The sequence below is a fragment of the Nocardia cyriacigeorgica genome, from assembly GCF_029868385.1.
GTDB lineage: Bacteria > Actinomycetota > Actinomycetes > Mycobacteriales > Mycobacteriaceae > Nocardia > Nocardia cyriacigeorgica_F.
In genome coordinates this window covers 61,961-85,947 of sequence record NZ_JARWNX010000042.1, presented here as the reverse complement: position 1 = coordinate 85,947, position 23,987 = coordinate 61,961, and the positions used below count along the sequence as shown (strand labels likewise).

Below are 23,987 nucleotides of genomic sequence, written 5' to 3'. Positions count from 1 at the left end.
CCCGGCTCGATGCCGGACAGTACCGACCGAGGAGACCTCCATGCCGCTCGTCACGCGTGTGACGGACCTGATCGGCCGCACCCCGTTGTTCGAGCTGGCGGCCACCGCGAACGGCACCAGGCTGCTGCTCAAACTCGAACAGTTCAACCCGACCGGCGCCGCCAAGATCAGAATGGCGCGCGAAATGGTGCTCGATGCCGAGCGAAGAGGTTTGCTGGGCGTTGGCGGGCATATCATCGAATCGACATCCGGTAATACCGGGCTCGGCCTTGCGGTGGTTGCCGCCGAACGCGGCTACCGCTTCACCGCGGTGGTCGACCACCACGCATGTAAGGACAAACTGCGCGCGATGCGAGCAATGGGTGCGGAACTGGTGTTCGTCGCCGACGACGGCGACGACAACCTGGCCACCTCGGCACGGGAGGACCATGCCGAGGCGATGGCCGCCGCGCAGGACGACGCGTACTTCACCGAACAGCACAACAACGATGCCAACGCGGTCGGCTATTACGCGGTGGCCGAAGAGTTGCTGGAAGATGTCGAGCGCGTCGATATCCTGCTGTCCGCGGTCGGCACCGGCGGTTCGCTGTTCGGTACCGCCACCCGGCTGCGGCAACTGGGCTGCGTGCCGAGGGTGATCGGTGTCGAGCCGGTGGGCTCGATCGCCTTCGGTGGACCGGGCGGCCCGTACTGGCAGTCCGGCACCGGCACTCCGCCGGGCGCCACCATCGGCACCGCCGTCGACTATTCGCTGCTCGACGAGGGCGTCAAGGTCACCGATGTGGCGGCCTTCGCCACCGCGCGCGCCGTCGCGGCCGAACTCGGGCTGATGCTCGGCGGCTCCGCCGGTGGTTCGGTACATGCCGCACTGACCAGGCTCGAGGAATTCCCGGCCGGATCCACCGTGGTCACCATCGTCTGCGACGGCGGGGAGAAGTATCTCGACACCGTCTTCGACGACGAGTGGATGCGCGCCCGCGATCTGCTCGATCCCGAGGCCGAACACGAGGTACGCGAGATGCTCACGCGCTACACGCCCGCATCCCGCCGAGATCATCTGGTGCAGGCACGGTGAGGCGCCGCCTGGTCCACGCGACCGTCGCGACGCGACGGATGTCCACCGGATCGCGGCGCGGCGCCATCGTAGCGGCGATGGGAGTCGCTTCGGGGCCGAACCCGAACGGGGGTCGTCGGTGAACCTGTCCGACTTCCGCGCCGACGGTAAGAGGCTCACCGCCCTCGCCACGCCGATCGCGTTGACGCAGCTGGCGCAGATCGCGGTCTCCACCACCAATATCGCTCTGATGGGCAGCCTCGGCGTGCGGCAGGTCGCCGCCGGTGGTCTGGCCATCGTGCTGTTCAACCAGATCCGCACCATGTGCGTCGGGCTGATCACCGGCAGCGGCAACCAGATCGCGTCGGCGGTGAGCGCGGCGGGCAAACGCGGCGACAGCGCCGACGACGAGGTCCGCGATGTGGTGCGCTCCAGCTTCCTGATCGCCACCGTCGCCGGTCTGCTCGGCGGGGTGCTGCTGGTCGGGCTCGGCTGGGCGCTGCCATGGCTCGGCCAGGACGCCGGTGTGCTCGCCGACGCCCGCCCGATGATGGTGGCGCTGGCTCCCGGACTGCTGCCCTGCCTGTGGTTCCAGGTGCTGCGTCAATACACCGTCGGCATGCAACGCCCGCAGGCGCTGCTGAGGGTGACCCTCGGATCGGTGGCGCTGAATCTGGTGCTGGCACTTGGCCTCATGCACGGCTGGGCCGGGCTGCCCGCGCTCGGACTCACCGGCATCGGCGTGGCGACCTCGCTGGTCTTCCTGATCACCTTCGCGGTGTTCTGGGCGATGGCGCGCCGCGACGACGAACTCGGTGCGACGCTGTCGCTGCGGCCGTGGCCGGTGCGCAAGTCCACGGTCGCCGCCGAGCTGAAGCTCGGTCTGCCGATCTCGCTGACCTACGGTTCCGAGGCGGGCATGTTCTCGGTGCTCGCGCTGGTGATGGGCAGTATCGGTCCGGCGGCGCTGGCGGCGCACAATGTGGTCTACCAGATCATCTACATCGTGTTCCAGGTGGCGATCGGCCTGTCGCACGGTGCGTCCATCCTGGTCAGCCATGCGGTGGCCCGCGACGAGTTCGACCACGCGCGGGCCATGGCGTGGCTGGCGCTGCGCCACGCCGCGGTGGTCGCCGCGATCACCGGCGTCGCGTATGTGATGGTGCCGGAGCTGGTGTTGCGTCCGTTCCTCGATCCGGCCGACACCGCGACCATGGACGTGGCGAGGACACTGCTGCTGATCGGAATCGTGCTCCAGTTCTTCGACGCCGCACAGAACATCGGCACGGGGTTGCTGCGCGGGCTGAAAGCCACCAATGCGGGCTTCCGCCTATCGCTGGTCGGCTATTGGCTGGTCGGTCTGCCGACGGCGCTGCTGCTGGCATTTCCGGCCGGGCTCGGCGCCGCGGGTGTCTGGTGGGGACTCACCGCGGGCTTGGCCGCGACGGCCGTGCTCATGCTGCGGCGCTACTTCGCCCTGCTCGATACCGCGGCGCGGGAGCATCCGGGGATGCTGCCGCAGGCGTTGGAGACGCCGAGCTGATCGGTGCGCCATCGTCGGCACGCCATTGCCCACCCCGAGCCTACATATTAGGCTAGCCTCACCATACCCAGGCTGGAGAGGAGTCGCCGTGCGCGTCGTCATTCTGTTCGGATCGGAGATGGGCACGGCCGAGGCCGCCGCCGACGTCATGGCCGATGAGCTGGCCGCCCATGACGTATCGGTCTACGACATGCTCGATTTCGATGTCGACGACCTCGACGTGCGCGATTTCCACATCATCGTCTGCTCCACCTACGGCGACGGCGACCTGCCGACCGGCGCCGAACCGTTCTTCGACGCGGTCGACGCCCGCCGCCCGGACCTGACCGGTCTGCGTTTCGCGGTCTTCGGCCTCGGCGATTCCGTCTACGGCGACACCTTCAACCGTGGCGGCGAGATCGCGGCCGAGAAGCTGATCGCGTGCGGTGCGGTGCAGGTGGGTGAGCATGCCCGCCACGACGCGTCCACCGAGATCAAGCCGAGGGACATGGCCCGCGAGTGGGCACGTGCTCTCACCATCACCGAGGTGGCGGCGCTGACACCGGCCTGATCCCGGTGTTCGTGCTCGACTGCCTCGCCCATATCGTCCGGTTCGCGGCCCGATCATCTCGGGCCGCTTGTCGGGGCCTGCCCGTAAACTGGGTTCCAGTGCGGCACAGCCCCGTCGCGCGCGCGTCGATTCATGAGGTGATGAACATGGCAGCCGGAGTCAGCCCTGCGCAGCATCAGGACCCCTCGACCGATCATCCCGAGCTGGCCGTGCTGCCGGAGTGGCCGACCGAGACCATCGCCGTCCTGGTCACCACCGATCCGGCGCCGCATGCGATTCCGGTGTCCTGGCCCGTGCGCGCCGGTGACCGCACCATTCTGCTGAGCCTGAAGTTCGATCGCGGTTCGCTGGCCCGGCTACGGGAACGGCCCGACGTCGCGCTACTGATCCTCGGCGGCGGCAATGTGGCACTGTGCGCGCGCGGCACCGCGAAGGTGATCGCAGAGGAGATGCCGGAGGCCACCGATTATGTGGCGGTGCGCATCGACGTTTCCGTGATCGATGATCACCGCCAGTCGGCGTTCGCGGTGGACAAGGGAATTCAGCGCACCGTGCTCGACGACACCGAACTGCACGCACTGGAGGGCCGGGTCGCCACACTGCGGTCCTGGGCCGAGAGCCAGCACTGAACGCGGCGGCGGCATCGGCCATTCGGCCATAATCGTGAGCAAGGGCGGGGCGACAGCGCCGCGAGGAAGGGGAACATGAGCGTCACACTGGCCAAAGGCGGCAATGTCTCGCTGTCCAAGCAGGCTCCGAATCTGACCAAGGTCACGGTTGGGCTCGGCTGGGATGTGCGCACGAGCACCGGCGCCGATTACGACCTGGACGCCAGCGCGCTGGCCACCGGTCCCGACCTGAAAGTGCTGTCGGATCTGCACTTCGTCTTCTACAACAACCTGCGCTCGCCGGAGGGGTCGATCGAGCACACCGGTGACAACCTCACCGGTGCGGGCGAAGGCGACGATGAGGTGATCAATGTGGATCTCGCGGCCACGCCGCCGTCGATCACCAATATCTTCTTCCCGGTATCGATCCACGAGGCCGATGCCCGCAGGCAGTCCTTCGGCCAGGTGCGCAACGCCTATATCCGGGTCCTGGACACCAATACCGGCGCCGAACTGGCGCGCTACGACCTCAGCGAGGACGCCTCCACCGAGACCGCGATGGTCTTCGGCGAACTCTATCGCCACAACGGTGAGTGGAAGTTCCGCGCCATCGGCCAGGGCTACGCCTCCGGGCTGGCTGGTATCGCCCGCGACTACGGCGTCAACATCTGAGTCGGACATACCGAAAACGGCGGGTGCGTATGGATTTCACGCACCCGCCGTGTGCGCTACGCGCCCACCAGATCGCGGTCCGGTTCGCCGCTGTCGACGCTCTCACGAATTCCGAAGCGGGCATGCACCTTCCGCAGCGGACCCGGCACCCACCAGGTCCAGCGGCCACCGAGCTTCATGGTGGCGGGCAGCAGGAACCCGCGGATCAGGGTCGCGTCGGCCAACACGGCCAGCGGCAATCCGATACCGAACGCCTTCATGAAGGTGATATCGGAGACCAGGAAGCCGAGGAACACCACCGAGATGAGCACCGCGGCGGCCGTGACGATCCGACCGATCCGCTCCAGACCCACCGCGACGGCGGCAGTGCCGTCACCGGTGCGCTCGTACTCCTCACGGATGCGCGACAGCAGAAACACCTGATAGTCCATGGCCAGACCGAACGCGACACCGAACAGCATGATCGGCACGGTCGAGGCCAGCGTCCCGGTGACGGTGAAGCCGAGCAGATCCGACAGATGTCCGTCCTGGAAGATCCAGACCAGTGCGCCGAAGGTCGCCGTCAGACTCAGGCAGCTCAGCAGCACCGCGACCACCGGCAGGAAGACGCTGCCGGTGAGCAGGAACAACAGGATCAACATCATCGTCAACACCGTGCCGAGCGCGATCGGGAGCCGCTCCAGCAGGGCGTCGGTGGCATCGGCGCTCACCGCCGACACGCCGCCGACCAGCACCTGCGATGGCGCGTCTACCGCGCGGATGGTGCCGACCAGATCTTCGAGCACTGTCGCGTCATCGGTCGAGGGCACCACCGACAGGTACACACCGCCCTCGGCGGCGAATCGGGCGTTGCGTTCGGTCGCGGGCGCGACCAGGGCGCCATCGGCATAGCTGCCGCTGACGGTGTCGACCCGCTGCACATCCGGCAGCGCCGACAACCGCTGCGCATATTCGGTCACGCCCGAACCACCCTGCGGCAGAACCACACTCAGCGCGCTCTGCTCGCTGGTGTCGAAATCCGCGCGCACCGCCTCGGCCACCTGACGTGATGAGGACGCCTCCGGCATCGACCGCTCATCCGGGTAGCCGAGCTTCAGCCCGAGGAACGGCGCGCCGAGCAACAGCAGCACCATCGTCACCGTGACCGCCACCGTCCCCGGCCTGCGCATGACGAACATCGCCAGCCGATGCCAGCGGCCCTCGTGCAGCTGGCGGGATGCGTTGTCGCGCCGCCGGATTCGCCATTTGTCGACGCGGGTGCCGAGTATCGCCAGCAGCGCGGGCAGCACCGTGAGTGAACTCAGCGCGGCGATCAGCGCCACCGCGATACCCGCATAGCCGACCGAGCGGACGGCGAGCAGCGGGAAGAAGACCAGACCCGACAGCGCGACGGCCACGGTGACCGCCGAGAACGCGACGGTGCGTCCGGCGGAGTTCATGGTGTTGCGCAGCGCCTGCCCTGGTTCGACACCCGCCTCCAGTTCCTCGCGATACCGGCTGACGATCAACAGGCTGTAGTCGATCGCCAGGCCCAACCCGAGCAGGGTGACCACATTGATGGCCAATGCGTTCAGATCCGTCACCCCGGCCAGCAACCACATCGCGCCCATGGTGAGCAGCACCGTCACCATCGCGACCGCCAGCGGCAGCAGTGCGGCCATGACACTGCCGAAGACCAGCACCAGCGCGATCAAAGTGATCGGGAAGGCGATGGATTCACCGGTGATCGCGTCCTTCTCGGACTGCTCCACCATCTCGTGCTGGAGCATGGCGTAGCCGCCGATCCGCACATCGAGGCCGTCGTGGATGCCGGAATAGCGCGGTGCCAGATCGCTGAGCCGGTCCTCGACCGCATCGTCGTCACCGAGGATGGTGGCCACGACCAGACCGCTGGAACCGTCGGCGCTGCGCAGTGCGGGCGGTGCGCCCGAGGTCCAATAGGACGTGACACCGGTGACGTCACTCTCCCCGGTCAGCCGCTGCACGAGCGCCGTCGCGGCGGCGGCCACGCCCGCGTCGTCGACCGAACCCGGCGCGTCGATCAGCAGGACCAGGTTCGGCTGGCCCTGGCCGAACTGGTCGCGCAACACCTCGGCCGCTACCCCGGATTCGGCGCCCGGATCGTTGAATCCGCCGCCCTTCAGTTTGTCGAACAAGGTCGAACTGCCTGCTCCGGCCAGTACGAGCAGTATCGCGAAGAGAATCAGTACGGCGCGTCTGCGCCGCATGATGAGATCGATCAGTCCCGTCGGCATCGCTGCCTCCTAGTCGCGTCATCGCGGGTGGATACACGACTCGGACGAGACAGGACAGGCCGATGTGATGGGTTGGGACGCGGTTGCGGCGCAGGTCACAGTGACGGACCGGCAGCGGGCCGATCAGCGAACGGCTGGCCAGTATCGTCGCCAGGCGGCCGCGTCGAGTGGTGCGCGGGCGCCGCGATCGGCTTCGGCGGCATCTTCGGCGGCCCGGATCGCATCGGCGAAGGCGAGCGTGGCCTTGCGCAACCGCTCCTCAGCACTGTCTGGGCCACCGAGGCGCACCATGCGCAAAGCGGGCGGAATCAGGTCCTCCGGCAGCCCCGCCCGGTTGCTGCGGCCCCTGACCTTCTCAGCTAAAGCCAGCGCAGGTTGGGCCATGGCGATGCCGTCGAGGCAGGATCTGCGCGCCTTCTCCGCGGTCTTGCGCTCCTCCCATGCCTTTTCCTGGGCGGCGATCTTTTCATCCACCCCGGCATCGGGCGGCAGATCGGAGGCGCTCAGATGAGGGCTGCGGTTGACCAGCTTGGCGACCAACGCGGCGGCCACATCATCGACGGTGAACTCCCCCGCGGCCTGGGCGATGCGGGAATGGAACAGCACCTGGAGCAGCAGATCGCCGAGTTCCTCCTTGATGGTCTCGGCGTCCTCGTGCTGGATGGCGTCGAGCAGCTCATAGGTCTCCTCGAGCAGATACGGGCGCAGCGAATCATGGGTCTGCGTGGATTCCCAACCACCGAAATGCCACAGCCGATCCATCACCTCGACCGCCTCGGCCAACCCCGCCGCGAGCGTCGCGGTATCGGATTCCAGGCGCAGCGCATCAGGTAACGGCCGGGCGTCGAGTGGATTGCTCATCGGGCCACCGAGACCTCGGTGGCGACGGTGAGGTCGACCGCGCCCTTCGCCTTACCGTCCAGTGCCAGCAGCAGATCGGCCAGATATTGCAGCAGCGGCACATCACGCAACCGGTCGGCGCCCACACTGTCCTCCACCCGCGGCAGCGGCACACCGACCACACCACTCGCGGCCCGGTAGGTGGCACTCGGGTAGATCCGCTTGAGCCGCAACTGTTTGGAATCGGGCAGGTTCAGCGGCGAGATCTTCACCGTGGTTCCGGTGACCGCGATCTCGGTGACGTCGTATTCGCGGGCCAGCAACCGCAGTTTGGCCACCGATACCAGCCTGCCGACCTCCACCGGCAGCGGCCCGTACCGGTCGACCAGCTCCTCCACCACAGCCGCCAGCGCCGGATCATCCTGCGCGGCGGCCAGTTTGCGATAGGCCTCGAGTCGCAGCCGATCACTGGTGATGTAATCGGGCGGGATGTGCGCGTCCACCGGCAGATCGATGCGCACCTCCTTGGTCTCCTCGGTGGTGATCGGTTTGCCATCGGCGGCGGCGCGATAGGCCTCCACCGCCTCACCGACCAGCCGCACGTAGAGATCGAAACCGACACCCGCCACATGCCCGGACTGTTCGGCACCCAGCACATTGCCCGCGCCGCGGATCTCCAGATCCTTCATCGCCACCGCCATACCGGCACCGAGATCGGAGTTCTGCGCGATGGTGGCCAACCGGTCGTAGGCGGTCTCGGTGAGCGGCTTCTCCGGCGGATACAGGAAGTAGGCGTAACCGCGTTCACGACTGCGCCCCACCCGGCCACGCAGCTGATGCAGCTGGGACAGACCGAGCGTATCGGCGCGTTCCACGATCAGGGTATTGGCATTGGAGATGTCGAGGCCGGTCTCGATGATGGTGGTACACACCAGCACATCGAACTCACGCTGCCAGAAGCCCTGCACGGTGCTCTCCAGGGTGTCCTCGTTCATCTGGCCGTGCGCGACCACCACCCGCGCCTCCGGCACCAGATCGCGAATCCGCTTGGCGGCCTTGTCGATCGAGGACACCCGGTTGTGCACATAGAAGACCTGGCCGTCACGCAGCAGCTCACGCCGGATGGCGGCGGTGACCTGTTTATCGCTGTAGCCGCCGACATAGGTCAGCACCGGATGCCGTTCCTCCGGCGGGGTGAGGATGGTCGACATCTCCCTGATGCCCGCCAGGCTCATCTCCAGTGTGCGCGGAATCGGGGTCGCGGACATGGTCAGCACGTCGACGTGGGTGCGCAACGCCTTGATGTGCTCCTTGTGCTCCACACCGAACCGCTGTTCCTCATCGACGATGACCAGGCCCAGATCCTTCCAGCGCACCCCGGTCTGCAACAGCCGGTGCGTGCCGACCACGATGTCGACCTCACCGGCGGCCATGCCCTCGAGCACCTCGCGCGATTCGGCGGGGTCGGTGAAGCGTGACAGGCCTTTGACGGTGACCGGGAAGCCCGCGACCCGCTCGGTGAAGGTTTGCAGATGTTGCTGGGCCAGCAGTGTCGTCGGGACCAGCACGACGACCTGTTTTCCGTCCTGCACCGCCTTGAAGGCCGCGCGCACCGCGATCTCGGTCTTGCCGTAGCCGACGTCACCACAGACCACCCGGTCCATCGGGACGGCCTTCTCCATATCCGATTTCACATCGGTGATGGCGGTCATCTGATCGACGGTCTCGGTGAAGGCGAAGGCGTCCTCCATCTCCTGCTGCCACGGCGTGTCCGGGCCGAAAGCGTGGCCGGGCGCCGCCTGGCGTGCGGCGTAGAGCTGCACCAGCTCACCGGCGATCTCGCGCACCGCTTTTCGCGCCTTGCGCTTGGTGTTTGCCCAGTCCGAGCCGCCGAGTTTGGACAGGCTCGGCATCTCACCGCCGACATAGCGCGAGAGCTGGTCCAGCGATTCCATCGGGACGAACAGCCGGTCGCCGGGCTGACCGCGCTTACCCGGCGCGTATTCGATGACCAGGTATTCGCGGCGGGCGCCGCCGACGGTGCGTTCGATCATCTCGACGAACCGGCCGATGCCGTGCTGATCGTGCACCACCATATCGCCCGCGGTGAGCGCCAGCGGATCGACCTGATTGCGACGTTTGGCCGGCAGCCGTTTGCCCTCGGTGGGCGCGGTGACCCGATTGCCGGTGAGATCGGATTCGGCGACCACGACCAGGCCCGCGTCATCGAAGATGATGCCGTCGTGCAGCGAACCGCACAGCACACCGACCACACCAGCCTCGGGTTCGGCGCCCGCGTCGAGGGCCGCGGCAGGCACGTCGGCGTCGGCGAGGCGTTCCAGCACGCGCTGGGCGGTACCGTGACCGGCCACCACCACGACCGCGCGGCCACCGGTGGTGACGTGCGCGCGCAGCGAGGCGAAGATGGTGGCGACGAGTTCTTCCGAACCACGCGCGGCCGGTCCGGCCAGCACCGGAAGCACGACCTCGGCCGGATCACCCGAGGTCAGCGGGCTCAGCGTCCACCACGGCAGATCCTGTTCGGTGGCGCTGTCGTGAATCTCGGGCAGCGAACGGTACGCCGAGGCGGCGAGGTCGAGGCCGTGGCCGCCCAGCGGCGCGTCACCGCCGAACGACGCCGCGGTCCAGGACGCCTCGAGGAATTCGGCGCCGGTGCGCATCAGGTCGGCGGCGCGGGTGCGGATCTTCTCCGGATCGCACAGCAGCAGATGGGCGCCCTCGGGCAGTTCCTCGGTGAGCAAGCTCAGCTCACCCGGTTGCAGCACCGGAAGCAGCGCCTCCATGCCATCGACCGGGACGCCCTGCGACAGCTTCTCCAGCATCTCCACCAGCGCCGCGTCCGCGGAATTGGCGGCCGCCACCTCGGCGGCGCGGTCGCGGACCGTCTCGGTCAGCAACAGTTCCCGGCAGGGCGGCGCGACCACCACATCGACGCTGAGTTCGGCCAGCGAGCGCTGATCGGCGACGGAGAACGGGCGCAGCTCGCTGACCTCATCGCCCCACATCTCCACCCGGACCGGATGGTCGGCGGTCGGCGGGAAGACGTCGAGGATGCCGCCGCGCACCGCGAACTCACCGCGTTTGCCGACCATATCGACTCGGGTGTAGGCGAATTCGACCAGGCGGGTGAGCAATTCGTCGAAATCGGTCTCGGTACCGACCCGCAGCACGATCGGTTCGATCTCACCCAACCCCGACGCCATCGGCTGCATCAGCGAGCGCACGGTGGTCACCACCACACGCAACGGTTCCGGGAACACTGGATCGTCGGGATGGGCCAGCCGCCGCAGCACCGCGAGCCTGCGGCCGACGGTATCGGCGCCCGGCGAGAGCCGCTCATGCGGCAGCGTCTCCCAGGAGGGGAACTGCGCGACCGCCTCGCCGAGGATCTCCGACAGCTCGACGGTCAGATCATCGGCCTCACGCCCCGTCGCCGTCACCACGACAACAGGCTTGCTCCCCGCCACCGTCGCCGCCACGAACGCACGCACCGCCGCAGGCGCGACCAACTCCACCCGCGACGTGCCGACCAGGTCGGATACGGTCCGCAGCGCAATATCGGCGCCGGCCGCGGCGGCCAGGCCCGCCAGAGGTGGACGTGGGGCAGACATGCTCAACTCCTACAAGCGAACGGGCGAATCGACCGGCTCTGCCATTTTGCCGCTCCTTCGTCGCGGCGTGTTCGCGGCCCCCTGGTGGCTCGCTTTTCGGGGGCCGCTGCTTGCCTTCGGCGTACGCAGCGGCCCCCGAAAAGCGAGCCGGGCCGCGAACGGGCTCCTCGAGGTCGCCCCGCGGTCGGGATTCGACTGGCAGACGATCAACGGTACGCCCCCGCTAGAACCACGCGGGGTAGCCACGACCGACCGCAAGATACTGTCCAGATCCGGCCCGGCCGTGACCACAACCATGGCGTCGATGGCCCGATCCATCCGGGACGCACACCCAGCACAATGGCTGGTCAACCCCACATTTCGAGCGAAGCGAGACCGAGCACAAAGTTCGCGGCCCGTCTCGCGTCTCCGCTGCCGCGGCGCAAGCCGAAGGCAAGCAGGGGCACCGGTGACGCGAGACACCAAGGGGCCGCGAACCGCGACGCCGCAGGCGGCGCAAATCAAACACAGCGCGAACCCGCGGCGCCGCAGGCGCCGCAGGCGCCGCCAAATATTACGGCACGTAGCGGCGGAGGCGGCGGGCGGCGAATTCGCGGAAGTAGGAGAGTTTGTCCGGGGGGACGATGGCGGGGAGCAGGAAGTACCAGGCGCGTTCCATGCGGGTGGCCATCTGGTCGATGGAATCGGTGCCGACCGCGACGATGTGCACACCGGTGGTGACGCCGTTGAGCAGCAGGCCGATGGTTTCCGGATCGAGGTCGGCGATCAGGTCGCCTTGGGCGATGGCGCGTTCGGCGAGCAGCCGGTAGGTCTCGCCCCAGGATTTGGCGATGTTGTCGCCCGCGGCGCCGCGGTAGTCGCCGATCTGGTGGGTCAGTTTGAGCATCGCGCCGACCATCGGATCGTTCATCGAGAGGTCGGCCACCACGTAGGTGATGCCGATGCACGCCTCGAGCGCGGGCACCCGGGAATCGAAGAAACCCTGGCAGGAACTGACCAGGCGCTCGTTGCCCTGATCGACGACCGCGCGGGCCAGTTCTTCCTTCGAACCGAAGTGAAAGTACAAGGCGCCCTTGGTCACGTTGGATTGCGCGATGATCTCGCTCAGGCTCGCGTTCGCATAACCCAAGCGCAGAAAGACATCGGCCGCGCCCGCGAGGACGGAGTCGCGGGTGATCTCCGCGCGCGCTTGCCTAGCCATCAGATCCGCCTGTCATCCCAAAAACCAGCCATCCTGAAGTAGACCGACATCCCGAATTTGACCGACATACCGCCCGAACAGCACCCAAAGGATGGGTGAACCGTACCACCAGCGCGCCGCCCGCCAACCGATTCGAGCATGTGGTGCAAGCTCGTTCGCAATTCACCGGTTAACTCTCCCGGTCAGTTCTCGGTCCCGGCGGGCCACTCGGAACTGAGCTGCGGATGGGCCTCGAGGTGGCTGAGACCGTTCCAGCACAGGTTCACCAGATGCGCCGCGACAACCTCCTTGGAGGGGGTGCGCACATCCAGCCACCAGGTGGCCGCGGTGGAGACCATCCCGACGAGCGCCTGCGCGTAGAGGGTGGCCAGACTCGTATCGAAATCACGGCGGTCGAAATCGCCGGCGAGGATGTGCGCGACCTGGTTGACGGCCTCGTTGAGCAGGCTCGAATAGCGTCCGTCGCCGGTCTGCGGCAGTTGATCGCGGACCAGGATGCGGAAGCCGTCGGTGCGCTGTTCGATGTAGGTGAGCAGCGCCAGCGCCACCTGCTCGAGCCGCACCCGCGACCGGTTCTGGGTCAGCGAGGAGGTGATCATGTCCAGCAGCATCGACATCTCACGGTCGACGACGACGGCGTAAAGCCCCTCTTTACCGCCGAAGTGTTCGTAGACCACCGGCTTGGACACCTGGGCGCGCTGGGCGATCTCCTCGATGGATGTCGCGTCGTAGCCGCGTTCGGCGAACAATGCGCGACCGATTTCGATCAGCTGCTGGCGGCGCTGCGTACCCGTCATGCGCGGCCGTGCCGATTGCGATCCCCGGCGCGATTTGTCGGCCTGACCGCCCGCCCGTGGATTCTCGCCGGTCGTGGGTGTCTCGTGCATTGGCCTCCCTACCTACGCCGACGTAACGGTCTGGGACAACTGTTCCAGACAGCTCGGGCCGTGGCACAGCCGGGCGCGCGAATCACGCCCACGGTTCGACGGATCCGAGGTCGGCATGCGAGTATCGTTGCCGTGCCGAGGCGCACTGGCGGGCGCGTATGTGTCCCGTCGATGCGACAATCCGCCGTAGTGTAATGGCAGCACCTCTGATTTTGGTTCAGATAGTTCAGGTTCGAGTCCTGGCGGCGGAGCAGGCGAGCACAGTGCGACAGCTCGCGGGTACGGTGTCCAGCGCACAGGTGCGGTGACCGGCCGATGGCACGGTGGCCTGCTACGGATACCGTGCCGGCTCACGGGCAGTGTGAGCAGCGTGGGCCCGCACGCGTTGGACCAGCACGATGACAGGCAGCCGAGGGAGATTCATGCCACAGCAGACCGCCGTCGTCGTTCTCGCAGCCGGTGCCGGGACACGAATGCGGTCGAAGACCCCCAAGGTGTTGCATTCGCTGGCCGGCCGAAGCATGCTCGCGCACGCGCTGCATGCGGCGAACGAGATCGACCCCGCGTATCTGATCACGGTGGTCGGGCACGACCGGGAACAGGTCGGTGCCGCGGTCGCGGCGGTGGCCGCCGAACAGGCCCGCGAGATCACTCCGGCCGTGCAGGAGCAGCAGCTCGGCACCGGCCACGCGGTCCAGTGCGGACTGACCGCGCTACCCGACGACTTCACCGGTGACGTACTGGTCACCTCCGCCGATGTGCCGCTGCTCGACGGGCATACGCTCGCGGCCCTGCTCGACGAGCACCGCAGTTACGCCGATCGTCCCGCGGTGACGGTGCTGACCTTCGTCCCCGAGGACCCCAACGGCTACGGCCGGATCGTGCGCGACGCCGACGGCCAGGTCGTCGAGATCGTCGAGCACGCCGACGCCACCCCGGAGCAGGCCCATATCAACGAGGTCAACTCCGGTGTGTACGCCTTCGACGTCAGGGTGCTGCGCACCATGCTCGGCAGGCTGTCCACCGCCAACGCCCAGCACGAGCTGTACCTGACCGATGTGCTGCGGCTCGCGCACGAGGCGGGCCATCCGGTGCAGGGCGCGCGCCTGGTCGATGCGGCCAAGGTCACCGGGGTCAACGACCGGGTGCAGCTGGCCGCGGCGGCGCGCACCCTCAACCGCTATATCGTCGAGCGGCATATGCGCGCGGGCGTGACGATCGTCGATCCGGCCACCACCTGGGTGGATGCCGGGGTGCGGATCGGACGCGATGTCGTGCTGCGGCCGGGCGTGCAGCTGCTCGGCAACACCGTCGTCGGCGAGGACGCCGAGATCGGCCCGGATTCCACCCTCACCGATGTGATCGTCGGCGACGGCGCCAAGGTGGTCCGCACCCACGGTGAGGGCGCGGTGATCGGGCCCGCCGCGACCATCGGGCCGTTCAGCTTTCTGCGGCCGGGCACGGTGGTCGGCGATTCCGGCAAGCTCGGCGCCTTCGTGGAGACCAAGAACGCGAATATCGGCGCACACTCCAAGGTGCCGCATCTGACCTACGTCGGTGACGCGACCATCGGTGAGCACAGCAACATCGGCGCGTCCAGCGTTTTCGTGAACTACGACGGAGTGAACAAACATCACACCACGGTCGGTTCCCATGTGCGCACGGGCAGCGACACGATGTTCGTCGCACCCATCACCGTGGGTGACGGGGCCTATTCGGCGGCGGGTACTGTACTGCGCAGAAACGTTCCGCCGGGGGCGCTCGCCGTGTCGGGTGGACCACAGCGCAATATTGAGAACTGGGTGCAGCGGTATCGTCCCGGAACCGCTGCGGCGCGCGCGGCGGCGGAAGCCATCGCGGCAAACGAGATGTCGAGTCAGGCAATCGAGCTAAAGGATGGCAAACAGCAGTGACCGCGTCATGGATCGACAATCAGAAGAACCTGATGCTCTTCGCCGGACGTTCGCATCCTGAGCTGGCCGAACAGGTCGCCAAGGAGCTCGATGTCCACGTCACGCCCCAGACCGCGCGCGATTTCGCCAATGGCGAGATCTTCGTTCGCTTCGAGGAGTCGGTCCGTGGTTCCGACGCCTTCGTACTCCAGAGCTTCCCCGCGCCGCTGAACGAGTGGCTGATGGAACAGCTCATCATGATCGACGCGCTCAAGCGTGGTTCGGCCAAGCGGATCACCGCGATCCTGCCGTTCTACCCGTACGCGCGCCAGGACAAGAAGCACCGCGGCCGTGAGCCGATCTCGGCCCGCCTGGTCGCCGACCTGCTCAAGACCGCCGGCGCGGATCGCATCATCACCGTCGATCTGCACACCGACCAGATCCAGGGCTTCTTCGACGGCCCGGTCGACCATATGCACGCCCAGTTGCAGCTGGCCGAGTACGTCCGGGCGAACTACAGCCTCGAGCACATCACCGTCGTCTCCCCCGACTCCGGTCGCGTGCGCGTCGCCGAGAAGTGGGCCGATTCGCTCGGCGGTTCGCCGCTGGCGTTCATCCACAAGACCCGCGACCCGCTGGTGCCCAACCAGGTGAAGTCCAACCGTGTGGTCGGTGAGGTGGAGGGCCGCACCTGCATCCTGATCGACGACATGATCGACACCGGTGGCACCATCGCGGGCGCGGTCAGCGTTCTGAAGGAAGCCGGTGCCGGTGATGTGGTGATCGCCGCGACCCACGGTGTGCTGAGCGCGCCCGCCGCCGAGCGGCTGGCCGCCTGCGGCGCCAAGGAGGTCGTGGTGACCAACACGCTGCCGATCACCGAGGACAAGAAGTTCCCGCAGCTGACCGTGCTGTCCATCGCGCCGCTGCTGGCCCGCACCATCCGTGAGGTGTTCGAGAACGGCTCGGTGACGGGGCTGTTCAACGGCAACGCTTGAGTCGATGCTTGATGGCGGGCCCGGACCATTCGGTCCGGGCCCGCCATTTTTGTTGTTCCGGTTCCCGCGTTCGGCGTGCCGTTCGGCGCATACTGGCGGATATGGACCGTGACCCACTCGACGATGACATGGGGGACGACGAGCAGGCGGACGAGATCCGCGCTTACGAGGGCGCCATCGAGGATCCGCCCGATGACCTGCGGATCCGCAATCGCGCCAGCGATGACGACGGTCGCCTCGGCATCGAGGAGGAACTCGAGCAGGAGTGGACCCCGCGGCGGCGGGCCGCCGAGATCGCCGACGATGACGACCGGCCCGCGGAGGTGGCCGCGATGGAGATCGTGGAGGAACCCGACCAGTAGATCCGTTCGACCGCTCCATCGCTGTACCCGAAACGCCTTGATCGGACGAATGAGGAGAGCGCTATGAGCACGCCGCAGCATCCGCAGGACCCCGATGGTGGGGACCGACCGCAGGACGGGGAGCCCCGTGCCACGCCACCGGAACCGGAGACCCCCGAGCAGGTGACCGGTTCGGCGCCCGGTGAGGGCGCCGGGACGGAGCCGCCGTCGCTACAGAAACCCACCGGCGGTGGGGTGCCCGAGCAGGCGTGGCGCGAGGAGCCGTTGGAAAGCGGGCCGGGGCAGGCGTGGAGTGCGCAGCCGGGTGGCGTGCAGTCGACGTCCGGGCAGCCACCGGCCGGTGATCAGCCGTGGACCGGGGGTGCGCAACCCTACGGTCAGCAGTATCCGGCTGGGCAGCAGTATCCGGCTGGACAGCCGGGCGGCGAGCAGTGGGGTGGGCCGGGCGCGACACCCGGATATCCCGGCGGCGAGACCTATCCGCCCGCATCGGGGCCGGGCAGCGAGGCAGGCGGGTTCCCGTCCTATCCGCAGCAGTCCTTCCAGCCCTATGACGCCGAACCGCAGCGTTCCGGCACGCAGGTGTTCTCCATCATCGGGTTCGTCTGCGCGGGCATCTGCCTGCTGTTCTGTCCGATCCTGTTCGGACCGGCCGGCATCATCCTCGGCATCATCGGCCACAACAAGGGCGAACCGCTGGGTAAATGGGCGGCGGTCGCCGCCGGTGTGGCGATGGCCATCGGACTGGTCCTCAGCTTCGCGATCTTCAACTCCGATATCGTCCCGGAACAGGACTGATCCGGTTCGTCCCCGGCCGGCCCGGCACCGGACTGCGGCCCGCCCACGCCCCGGTGGTCTCGCCGCTCGACCGGAGCCGTTCTCAATCGCGCGTGGCCAAGACCAGGGTGAAGCGGGTGTCCGGGTCGGTCCAGGCTTTGTCGAGGGTGAATCCGGCGGCCGACAGTTCGGTGTCCAGGCCCTCGGGCCGGAACTTGGCCGAGATCTCGGTCCGCATCTGCTCGCCGCGCGCGAAGTCGACCAGAAGATCGAGGTCGGCGACGGTCACCCGCATATCCTCGGTGGCCTCGAGCCGCATCTCGATCCACTCGTTCTCAGCGTCCCACAGGGCGATATGGCGGAATTTGTCCGGCTGGAAGTCGGCCGACAGCCTGGCATTGAGGACATGCAGCACATTGCGGTTGAACTCGGCGGTCACCCCGGCGGCATCGTCGTAGGCCGGGACCAGGATCGACGGATCGACCACCAGGCCCGCACCGAGCAGCAGATGTTCGCCGGGTTCGAGGACCTCGTGGATGGCGGTCAGGAATTCGGCGCGTTCGGCCGGGACGAGATTGCCGATGGTGCCGCCGAGGAAGGCGATCATCCGGCGTCCACCCCGCGGCAGGGTGTGCAGGGTGTCGGTGAAATCGCTGACCACGCCGTGCACCGTGAGCCCAGGGAACTCCGCGGCCACCTCGGCCGCCGATGCGCGCAGCGCCGCGGACGAGACATCCTGGGGTACATAGGTTTTCAGTGGAGCCGCCGCACTCAGCGCCGAGAGCAGCAGCCGAGTCTTGGCGGCCGAGCCCGCGCCGAGTTCCACCAGTACCTCCGCCTGCGCCGCGCGGGCGATCTCGGCGACCACCCGTTCCAGCAGGGCGCGTTCGGTGCGCGTCGGGTAGTACTCGGGCAGCTGGGTGATCTGCTCGAACAGTTCACTGCCGCGGGCGTCGTAGAACCATTTGGGCGGTAGCCACTTCGGGTCGGCGGTGAGTCCGCGCCGAGCGTCCGCGCGCAGGGCGGCGGTGAGGTCGGCGTCGGTGAGATGGATTTCCAGCGTAGGTGTGGTCATTGCGGAATCCTTGTCGTCGAAGATGGGCCCGGTCGTATCGGTCACTGCCACCCCTCGGCCGGGGTGCTTTCGCTACTGCACCGGTCACGGTGGCCGGTGGCGCCACTTCGCCGTACGGCAGGTCCGATCGCGCAGCACATCTCTTCGGCGGCAGAGGCGCCGCCGCCGATGTGGGGCTCCGGCGTCGCGCGGTAGGCCGCGTCGCTCATGAGGTCGCCGCATCGGATTCACGACGGGCGAGCGGCTCGATCGTGAGCCTGCCCGGACCCGCGAACACCAGGCTGTGCTCGGGGATCGACTGCCAGCGTGGATCGGCGTCGTAGGGTTCGGAGGCGAGGACGGCGTAGTCATCGGTGACCAGCGCCGACAGCGCGTGCTCCCATGCGGTGGCCCAGAGCGCGGTGCCGTCACCGAGCAGCAGGTTGAGCCGTGCGCTCGGTGCGTGGGCGACCACGGTGGTGACGAGCAGCCGCAGCGCCTCGCCAGGAGAGGCCACCAGATCCTCGGGGGCGCCGGGGGTGAGCAGGCCGCGCAGCAGCACCCAGAGCGCGGCCGAATCGGTGGCGGATTCGGCGTCGAGCAGATCGGCGGTCTGGAACATGCGGGTCGCGCCCGCGCGGGTCGCCGCGCTGTCCAGATCGGCCAGCGACGCGGTGAGCGCCTTGCGCCAATTCGGCACCACACCGTTATGGCTGAACGCCCAGCCGTCATCGATGAACGGCGCGCAGGCCGCCCGCTCGACCGGCATCCCCACCGTCGCCGACCGCACCGCGGCAAGCACCGCCCACGATTCGATCTGCGGTAGCACCTCCGCCACGGCCGGATCGGTCCAGATCGGCGCGGCGTTGCGATAGCGGCTCGCATGAGCGGGACCGGTGCCGTCGGCGGGCCGCCACCATGCGACGCCGAATCCGTCGGCATTGATGGTGCCGCCACCGCGCATATCGCGGGGCGCCCACGCCTGGGTGCGCAGCGCGTGCGGGCCGCGAGTGAGCAGGTCGCCGACCGGTACGCGCGGGCCGACATAGGCGAGATGTCTACACATGCGCACTCCGCGATGTCGTCCGAGAGCCGATCATCGGCCCTCCCCCGGTGCGAGATCGCGGGCCAGCCGGAAGCCGGAGAAGATCTGCCGCCGGATGGGGTGGTCCCAGTTGCGGAATGTCGCGCGGCAGGCCACCGGATCGGTGCCGAACGAACCGCCGCGCAATACGCGGTAGTCGCCGCCGAAGAACACCTCGGAGTATTCGCGGTAGGGGAAGGCGCGGAAGCCCGGATAGGGCTCGAAACCGGAAGATGTCCACTCCCACACATCACCGATGAGCTGGTGCACACCGTCCGGCGACGCACCCGCCGGATAGGCGCCGACATCGGCCGGCTCCAGATGCCGCTGACCGAGATTCGCCCGGTCCGCCTCGGGTTCGGCATCACCCCACGGATAGCCGCGAGACCGGTCGGCGGCGCGATCGTGCCGCGCCGCCTTCTCCCATTCGGCCTCGGTCGGCAGGCGTTTACCCACCCAACGGGCGTAGGCCTCGGCCTCGAACCAACACACATGCACCACCGGCTGATGCAGACGCAGCGGCGTCATCACCCCGAAGACCCGCCGCCACCAGCGCCCGGCCGGATCCCGCTCCCAGAACTGCGGCGCCACCAGACCGGCCTCGACGCGATGCGCCCAGCCGCGCTCGGACCACAGTTCGGGGCGCTGGTAGCCGCCGTCGCCGATGAACGCCAGGTACTGCTCATTGGTGACGGGTGCGGCATCGATGGCGAACCCGGGCACATGCACCGGATGAGCGGGGCGTTCGTTGTCCAGCGCCCACGGGTCGGTGGAGGTGCCCATCATGAAACGACCCGCCGGGACGATCACCTCACCGCGCACCGCGGCGGTACTCGCGGGCGCGGCCGGTGCGGACAGGACCGGCGCCCCCGTACGCAACTGATGGGTGGCGAGCATGGTCTCGTCGTGCTGCTGTTCGTGCTGGGCGATCATGCCGAACGCGAACCCGCCGTCCACCAGCGGCGCACCGCGCAGAGTGCTGCGCTCCAGCACATCCCACACCTTGTCGCGGACCGTGCCGACGTAGTCGCGGGCCTGGCCCGGATTCAGCAGCGGTAGCTCCGGTCGATTCGCCCGCGCGTGTTTGAACGCGTCGTACAGCTCATCGATATCGGCGCGTACCGCTTCCCGCCCGCCGACATCGCGCACCAGCCACAGTTCTTCCTGATTGCCGATATGCGCCAGATCCCAGACCAGCGGGCTCATCAGCCGCGAATGTTGCGCGACGAGTTCGGCCTCGTCCAGGCAATCGGTCAGCGCGGCGCTGCGTGATCGCGCCCGGCCGAGCGTTTCGGCGATATGGGCGCGGAGTCGTTCGGTCTGGGAGGTGTCATCGGCGGGCACGTGGATGGTCACGATGGAACTCCGGGTCGCTCGGGGTTGATGCGGGATGCGGCTGGTCGGCGAAGTGGCGTGGTCGCGGTGCGTGGTGCCCATGGGCGCGGCGGGACGATCCGCTGCGTCGACCTGACGGCCCATCGGCGTCGACGCAGCGGTATGGCCACGAAACGAGCCCCGTCGCTGTCGAACGGGTGGCGGCCGAGGTCGTCGCACTCATGGCTCGGCACGAGCTTCATCCACTCCTGGTGGCCGTGCGCTTCGGCAGCGACGGGCGGCCGTGCCGATATCGGCCGCCGCGGCCGGGGTGGCGGCATGGGTGGCCGCCGCCTCGAGCAGGTCGACGGCGGCGGCGCGGATCTCGGGATCGGCCAGTCCGCAGCGCGCGGCGTCCAGCCAGCGGCCCACGGTGGGGCGCGCGATCGACGTCGCCTCGGCCACGGCGGCAGGGGAGGACATCAGGGCGTCGATGACGTCGATCGGGACCGTCCAGCTCGCACCGGGCTGTGCGTCGAGGTAGCGCACCTCGAGATGCCCGGACGGGCGGACCGGCGGGAACATGGTGGTCAGGTGATAGTCGAGATCGCCGCGGTCGGGCCTGCGGCCGATCTCGTCGTCCAAGGCGCCGGAGAGCCAGTCGGCGAAGGTCGCGCCGGGCGGGGCGGCCCATGCGCAATCGGTGCCGCCGGTCGCACGGCCACGGCCATTGCGTGCGCCGTCGCGGTGCACTGAGCCGCTACCGTTCGAGGAAGCGCCACGGGGCGATGAGCCGTCGCCGATTGCGAAGCCGCCGTTCGGCGCGCCACGACCGGTGGACGAGACACCACCGTTCGGCGAGAACCCGCCGGTCGGCGAGGCACGACCGGTCCGTGAGACACCACCGTTCGCAGAGGCACCACCCGTCGACGAGGCACCGTCGATCGACGAGGCACGGCCGGGCAGCGAGCCACCGTCGGTCGGCGCGGCGGCATCCACGAAACCGGGATGGCCCCACGCACCGTCACTGGTCGACGAGCCGCCCGACATGGTCGTCGCGGCGTCCGGTTCGGAGCGCACGCACAGTAACGGCGCGTCCAGCGCCCAGCGGGCGTAGCCGGCGATCGGATCTGCCCAGTCCTCGACCGGAGGGCGGGTACGGGAATGGTCGAGACGTAACCAGGTCCGCATCCGCTGGGAGGCCCACTCCCCCGCGGGCGCGCCGCGCAGCTCCGGTGAACAGGCGAAAGCGGCCAGCAGTGCGGGGCCGATGGTGTACAGCGCGGCCCAGCGGGCCGCCACTTCGGCAGGGTCGGCTCCGGCGTCGACGCTGACCTGGGTCGCCGCGGTATTGCACATCATGAGTTTGCCGAACGGGCCGATACCGGCGAGATAGCGCTCCATCGCCTGGTAGCGGGGCAATCGCAGCACACGGCGGGCGCGACGGTCGGCGTCGGCGGCCGCGGAAACGATACCGAGGCAGTGGGATTCGAGGCGGTCGCGCAGTAGGCGCGCATCGCCGGCCAGATGTTGGCCGAGCTGAGCGGCGGTGGCGTAGGGCGCGCTGGAGAGTTCGATCTGACCGCCGGGTTCGATGGTGACCCGGCTGCCGCCCGGAAGCGCGAGAGCGGGCGAATCGGGGGCGATGGACCGTGGTGCGTATGGTCCGAGGGCGTCCGCGAGCAGATCGAGTGGCGGACGCGGGGCGGCCGTTGGGCCTGACGCCGGACACTCACCGTGGATGGTGAGCCATTCGAGTTCGGCGCCGATCAAGCCCGGCGGGCCCAGTTTGAAGCAGACGCCGCCGATATAGGCCTCGGCCGCTGCCCGAGTGGACAGCGCCCGGTCCGTGGCACTCTGCCGCGCCTGCCTGCGCTCGAGTGTGACCGCCATGCTCGACCTCCAGGTGGTTCCAGTACGCGGTGGATCTGTTTCGCGATGGATCGTGCGGATATTCGGTACTGCGATATGGCGAGTTCATGTGTCGTCGTCGACGGTGGATTCCAGGGTAGCGACGGATACCGACAAGTAACCGACAAGCGGTCGAACATTCGAACCGATATCGTCGTCGATATGCTTGATGAGCAGCGGATACGTGAAGGGACCCCCGGCGTCGGCAACGGTCTGGTCTTTCTCGACAGCGCGGGATCGTCGCTGCCGCCGCGGGTGGTCACCGACACGGTGATCGCTCATCTGCGCCGGGAGGCCGAGGTCGGCGGCTATCGCGCGGCCAATGAGCGGCTCGACGATCTGGCCGCCGTCAAACAGTCGATCGCCACGCTCATCAATGCCACGCCGGGCAGTATCGCGCTCAGCGACAGCGCCACCAGGTCCTGGGCCGATTTCTTCTATTCGGTGCCGCTGCGCCCCGGTGACCGCATCCTCATCTCCGGCTCGGACTACGCCAGCAATGCCATCGCCGCCCTACAGCGCGCCCGCGCGACCGGCGCCGTGGTCGAGCACATTCCCAGCGACGCCACCGGCCAGCTCGATCTCGACGCGTTCGCCGCCCTCGTCGACGACCGTGTGAAGCTGGTATCGCTGCTGCACGCACCGACCAATGGAGGTCTGGTGAACCCGGCGGCCGAGGCCACCAGGATCGCGCACGAGGCCGGTGCGCTCGTGCTGCTCGACGCCTGCCAGTCCGCTGGGCAGATCCCACTCGACGTCGCCGAACTCGGGGTGGACGCACTGTCGGCGACCGGCCGCAAATGGCTGCGCGGCCCACGCGGCACCGGATTCCTGTACGTGCGTCCAGAATTGGCCGCATCGATGGAGCCCACCCGACTGGACCTGCACAGCGCGGAATGGACGGCGCCGGACGAGTACCGCCTGGCCCCCGACGCGAGCCGGTTCGAGTTCTGGGAGCACGATGTCGCGGCCCGGCTCGGCCTCGGCGCCGCCGTCGATTATCTGCTGGAACTCGGCCCCGACGAGGTCTACGCCGCCATCGCCGCCAGGGCCGAATACCTGCGCAAGGGCCTATCCGAGATCCCCGGCGTCACGGTCCGCGATCTCGGCCTGCGCCGCAGCGGCATCGTCTCGTTCACCCTCGACGCGGTGGCCCCCGTACAGGTGCGTGATCGGCTTGCCGCACAGGACATCACGGTCACCGTCAGCCACCGCAGCTCCACCCTGCTCGACATGTCCGCCCGCGCCCTCGCCGCCGTGGTCCGAGCCTCACCACACTGTTTCGTCGACTTCGCCGAACTGGACCGCTTCCTCACCGCAGTCGCAGCACTCTGACCCCCGACACGGATCGAT

The 23,987-nt window shown here is 68.2% G+C and carries 19 protein-coding genes and 1 tRNA gene; 11 read left to right on the top strand and 9 right to left on the bottom strand.

Annotated elements, in window-relative coordinates; genetic code table 11:
• Positions 1-40 precede the first annotated feature (40 nt).
• The 5 genes from QH168_RS11675 to QH168_RS11655 all read left to right on the top strand — a co-directional run bounded on the left by QH168_RS11675 (position 41) and on the right by QH168_RS11655 (position 4,427).
• Positions 41-1,075: a PLP-dependent cysteine synthase family protein gene (locus QH168_RS11675; RefSeq protein WP_280234607.1), complete on the top strand. Its 1,035-nt coding sequence runs from the start codon at positions 41-43 to the stop codon at positions 1,073-1,075.
• A gap of 118 nt (positions 1,076-1,193) precedes the next feature.
• Entirely contained in the window at positions 1,194-2,597 is a 1,404-nt protein-coding gene (locus QH168_RS11670; RefSeq protein ID WP_280234606.1) for an MATE family efflux transporter, read from the top strand.
• 88 nt (positions 2,598-2,685) lie between these two features.
• The gene (locus QH168_RS11665) at positions 2,686-3,147 is read left to right on the top strand and encodes a flavodoxin domain-containing protein (protein ID WP_280234605.1); all 462 of its coding nucleotides are present in this window, start codon (positions 2,686-2,688) and stop codon (positions 3,145-3,147) included.
• 146 nt (positions 3,148-3,293) lie between these two features.
• A complete protein-coding gene (locus QH168_RS11660) occupies positions 3,294-3,776 on the top strand; it encodes a pyridoxamine 5'-phosphate oxidase family protein (protein WP_280234604.1) in 483 nt (160 codons plus the stop codon).
• 75 nt (positions 3,777-3,851) lie between these two features.
• Complete coding sequence (locus QH168_RS11655; protein ID WP_280234603.1) at positions 3,852-4,427, top strand: TerD family protein; 576 nt, start codon at positions 3,852-3,854, stop codon at positions 4,425-4,427.
• A gap of 56 nt (positions 4,428-4,483) precedes the next feature.
• On the opposite strand, the gene QH168_RS11650 is transcribed toward QH168_RS11655, so the two are convergent.
• The 5 genes from QH168_RS11650 to QH168_RS11630 all read right to left on the bottom strand — a co-directional run bounded on the left by QH168_RS11650 (position 4,484) and on the right by QH168_RS11630 (position 13,152).
• Positions 4,484-6,682 carry an MMPL family transporter gene (locus QH168_RS11650; RefSeq protein WP_280234602.1) on the bottom strand — a complete coding sequence of 733 codons (2,199 nt, stop codon included), beginning with the start codon at positions 6,680-6,682 and terminating at the stop codon, positions 4,484-4,486.
• A gap of 123 nt (positions 6,683-6,805) precedes the next feature.
• On the bottom strand, positions 6,806-7,543 hold the full coding sequence (locus tag QH168_RS11645; protein WP_280234601.1) for a MazG family protein: 738 nt from the start codon (positions 7,541-7,543) through the stop codon (positions 6,806-6,808).
• Complete coding sequence (gene mfd / locus QH168_RS11640) at positions 7,540-11,154, bottom strand: transcription-repair coupling factor (RefSeq protein WP_280234600.1); 3,615 nt, start codon at positions 11,152-11,154, stop codon at positions 7,540-7,542. Before mfd ends, QH168_RS11645 begins: the two co-directional genes overlap by 4 nt.
• 553 nt (positions 11,155-11,707) lie before the next feature.
• Complete coding sequence (locus QH168_RS11635; protein ID WP_280234599.1) at positions 11,708-12,355, bottom strand: TetR/AcrR family transcriptional regulator; 648 nt, start codon at positions 12,353-12,355, stop codon at positions 11,708-11,710.
• A gap of 182 nt (positions 12,356-12,537) precedes the next feature.
• Positions 12,538-13,152, bottom strand: a complete 615-nt coding sequence (locus tag QH168_RS11630) for a TetR/AcrR family transcriptional regulator (protein WP_280234685.1) — start codon at positions 13,150-13,152, stop codon at positions 12,538-12,540.
• A gap of 270 nt (positions 13,153-13,422) precedes the next feature.
• On the opposite strand from QH168_RS11630, the gene QH168_RS11625 reads away from it, so the two are divergent.
• The 5 genes from QH168_RS11625 (at position 13,423) to QH168_RS11605 (ending at position 17,292) form a co-directional block, all read left to right on the top strand.
• A tRNA-Gln gene (locus QH168_RS11625) sits at positions 13,423-13,493 on the top strand.
• 171 nt (positions 13,494-13,664) lie between these two features.
• Positions 13,665-15,155 carry a bifunctional UDP-N-acetylglucosamine diphosphorylase/glucosamine-1-phosphate N-acetyltransferase GlmU gene (gene glmU, locus QH168_RS11620; protein ID WP_280234598.1) on the top strand — a complete coding sequence of 497 codons (1,491 nt, stop codon included), beginning with the start codon at positions 13,665-13,667 and terminating at the stop codon, positions 15,153-15,155.
• On the top strand, positions 15,152-16,132 hold the full coding sequence (locus QH168_RS11615) for a ribose-phosphate diphosphokinase (RefSeq protein ID WP_280234597.1): 981 nt from the start codon (positions 15,152-15,154) through the stop codon (positions 16,130-16,132). Before glmU ends, QH168_RS11615 begins: the two co-directional genes overlap by 4 nt.
• Before the next feature lie 101 nt (positions 16,133-16,233).
• Positions 16,234-16,494, top strand: coding sequence for a hypothetical protein (locus QH168_RS11610; RefSeq protein ID WP_280234596.1), 261 nt, complete (start codon positions 16,234-16,236; stop codon positions 16,492-16,494).
• A gap of 63 nt (positions 16,495-16,557) precedes the next feature.
• Positions 16,558-17,292: a hypothetical protein gene (locus QH168_RS11605; RefSeq protein ID WP_280234595.1), complete on the top strand. Its 735-nt coding sequence runs from the start codon at positions 16,558-16,560 to the stop codon at positions 17,290-17,292.
• 82 nt (positions 17,293-17,374) lie between these two features.
• On the opposite strand, the gene egtD is transcribed toward QH168_RS11605, so the two are convergent.
• The 4 genes from egtD to QH168_RS11585 form a co-directional block, all read right to left on the bottom strand.
• A complete protein-coding gene (gene egtD / locus QH168_RS11600) occupies positions 17,375-18,346 on the bottom strand; it encodes an L-histidine N(alpha)-methyltransferase (protein ID WP_280234684.1) in 972 nt (323 codons plus the stop codon).
• Positions 18,347-18,551: 205 nt separating this feature from the next.
• Entirely contained in the window at positions 18,552-19,391 is an 840-nt protein-coding gene (gene egtC / locus QH168_RS11595; RefSeq protein WP_280234594.1) for an ergothioneine biosynthesis protein EgtC, read from the bottom strand.
• A 30-nt stretch (positions 19,392-19,421) separates the two neighbouring features.
• Positions 19,422-20,759 carry an ergothioneine biosynthesis protein EgtB gene (gene egtB / locus QH168_RS11590; RefSeq protein WP_432421080.1) on the bottom strand — a complete coding sequence of 446 codons (1,338 nt, stop codon included), beginning with the start codon at positions 20,757-20,759 and terminating at the stop codon, positions 19,422-19,424.
• A gap of 204 nt (positions 20,760-20,963) precedes the next feature.
• A complete protein-coding gene (locus QH168_RS11585; RefSeq protein ID WP_280234593.1) occupies positions 20,964-22,616 on the bottom strand; it encodes a glutamate-cysteine ligase family protein in 1,653 nt (550 codons plus the stop codon).
• 180 nt (positions 22,617-22,796) lie between these two features.
• Here QH168_RS11585 and QH168_RS11580 point away from each other — a divergent pair, with 180 nt between their 5' ends.
• The gene (locus tag QH168_RS11580; RefSeq protein ID WP_280234592.1) at positions 22,797-23,969 is read left to right on the top strand and encodes an aminotransferase class V-fold PLP-dependent enzyme; all 1,173 of its coding nucleotides are present in this window, start codon (positions 22,797-22,799) and stop codon (positions 23,967-23,969) included.
• Positions 23,970-23,987 lie beyond the last annotated feature (18 nt).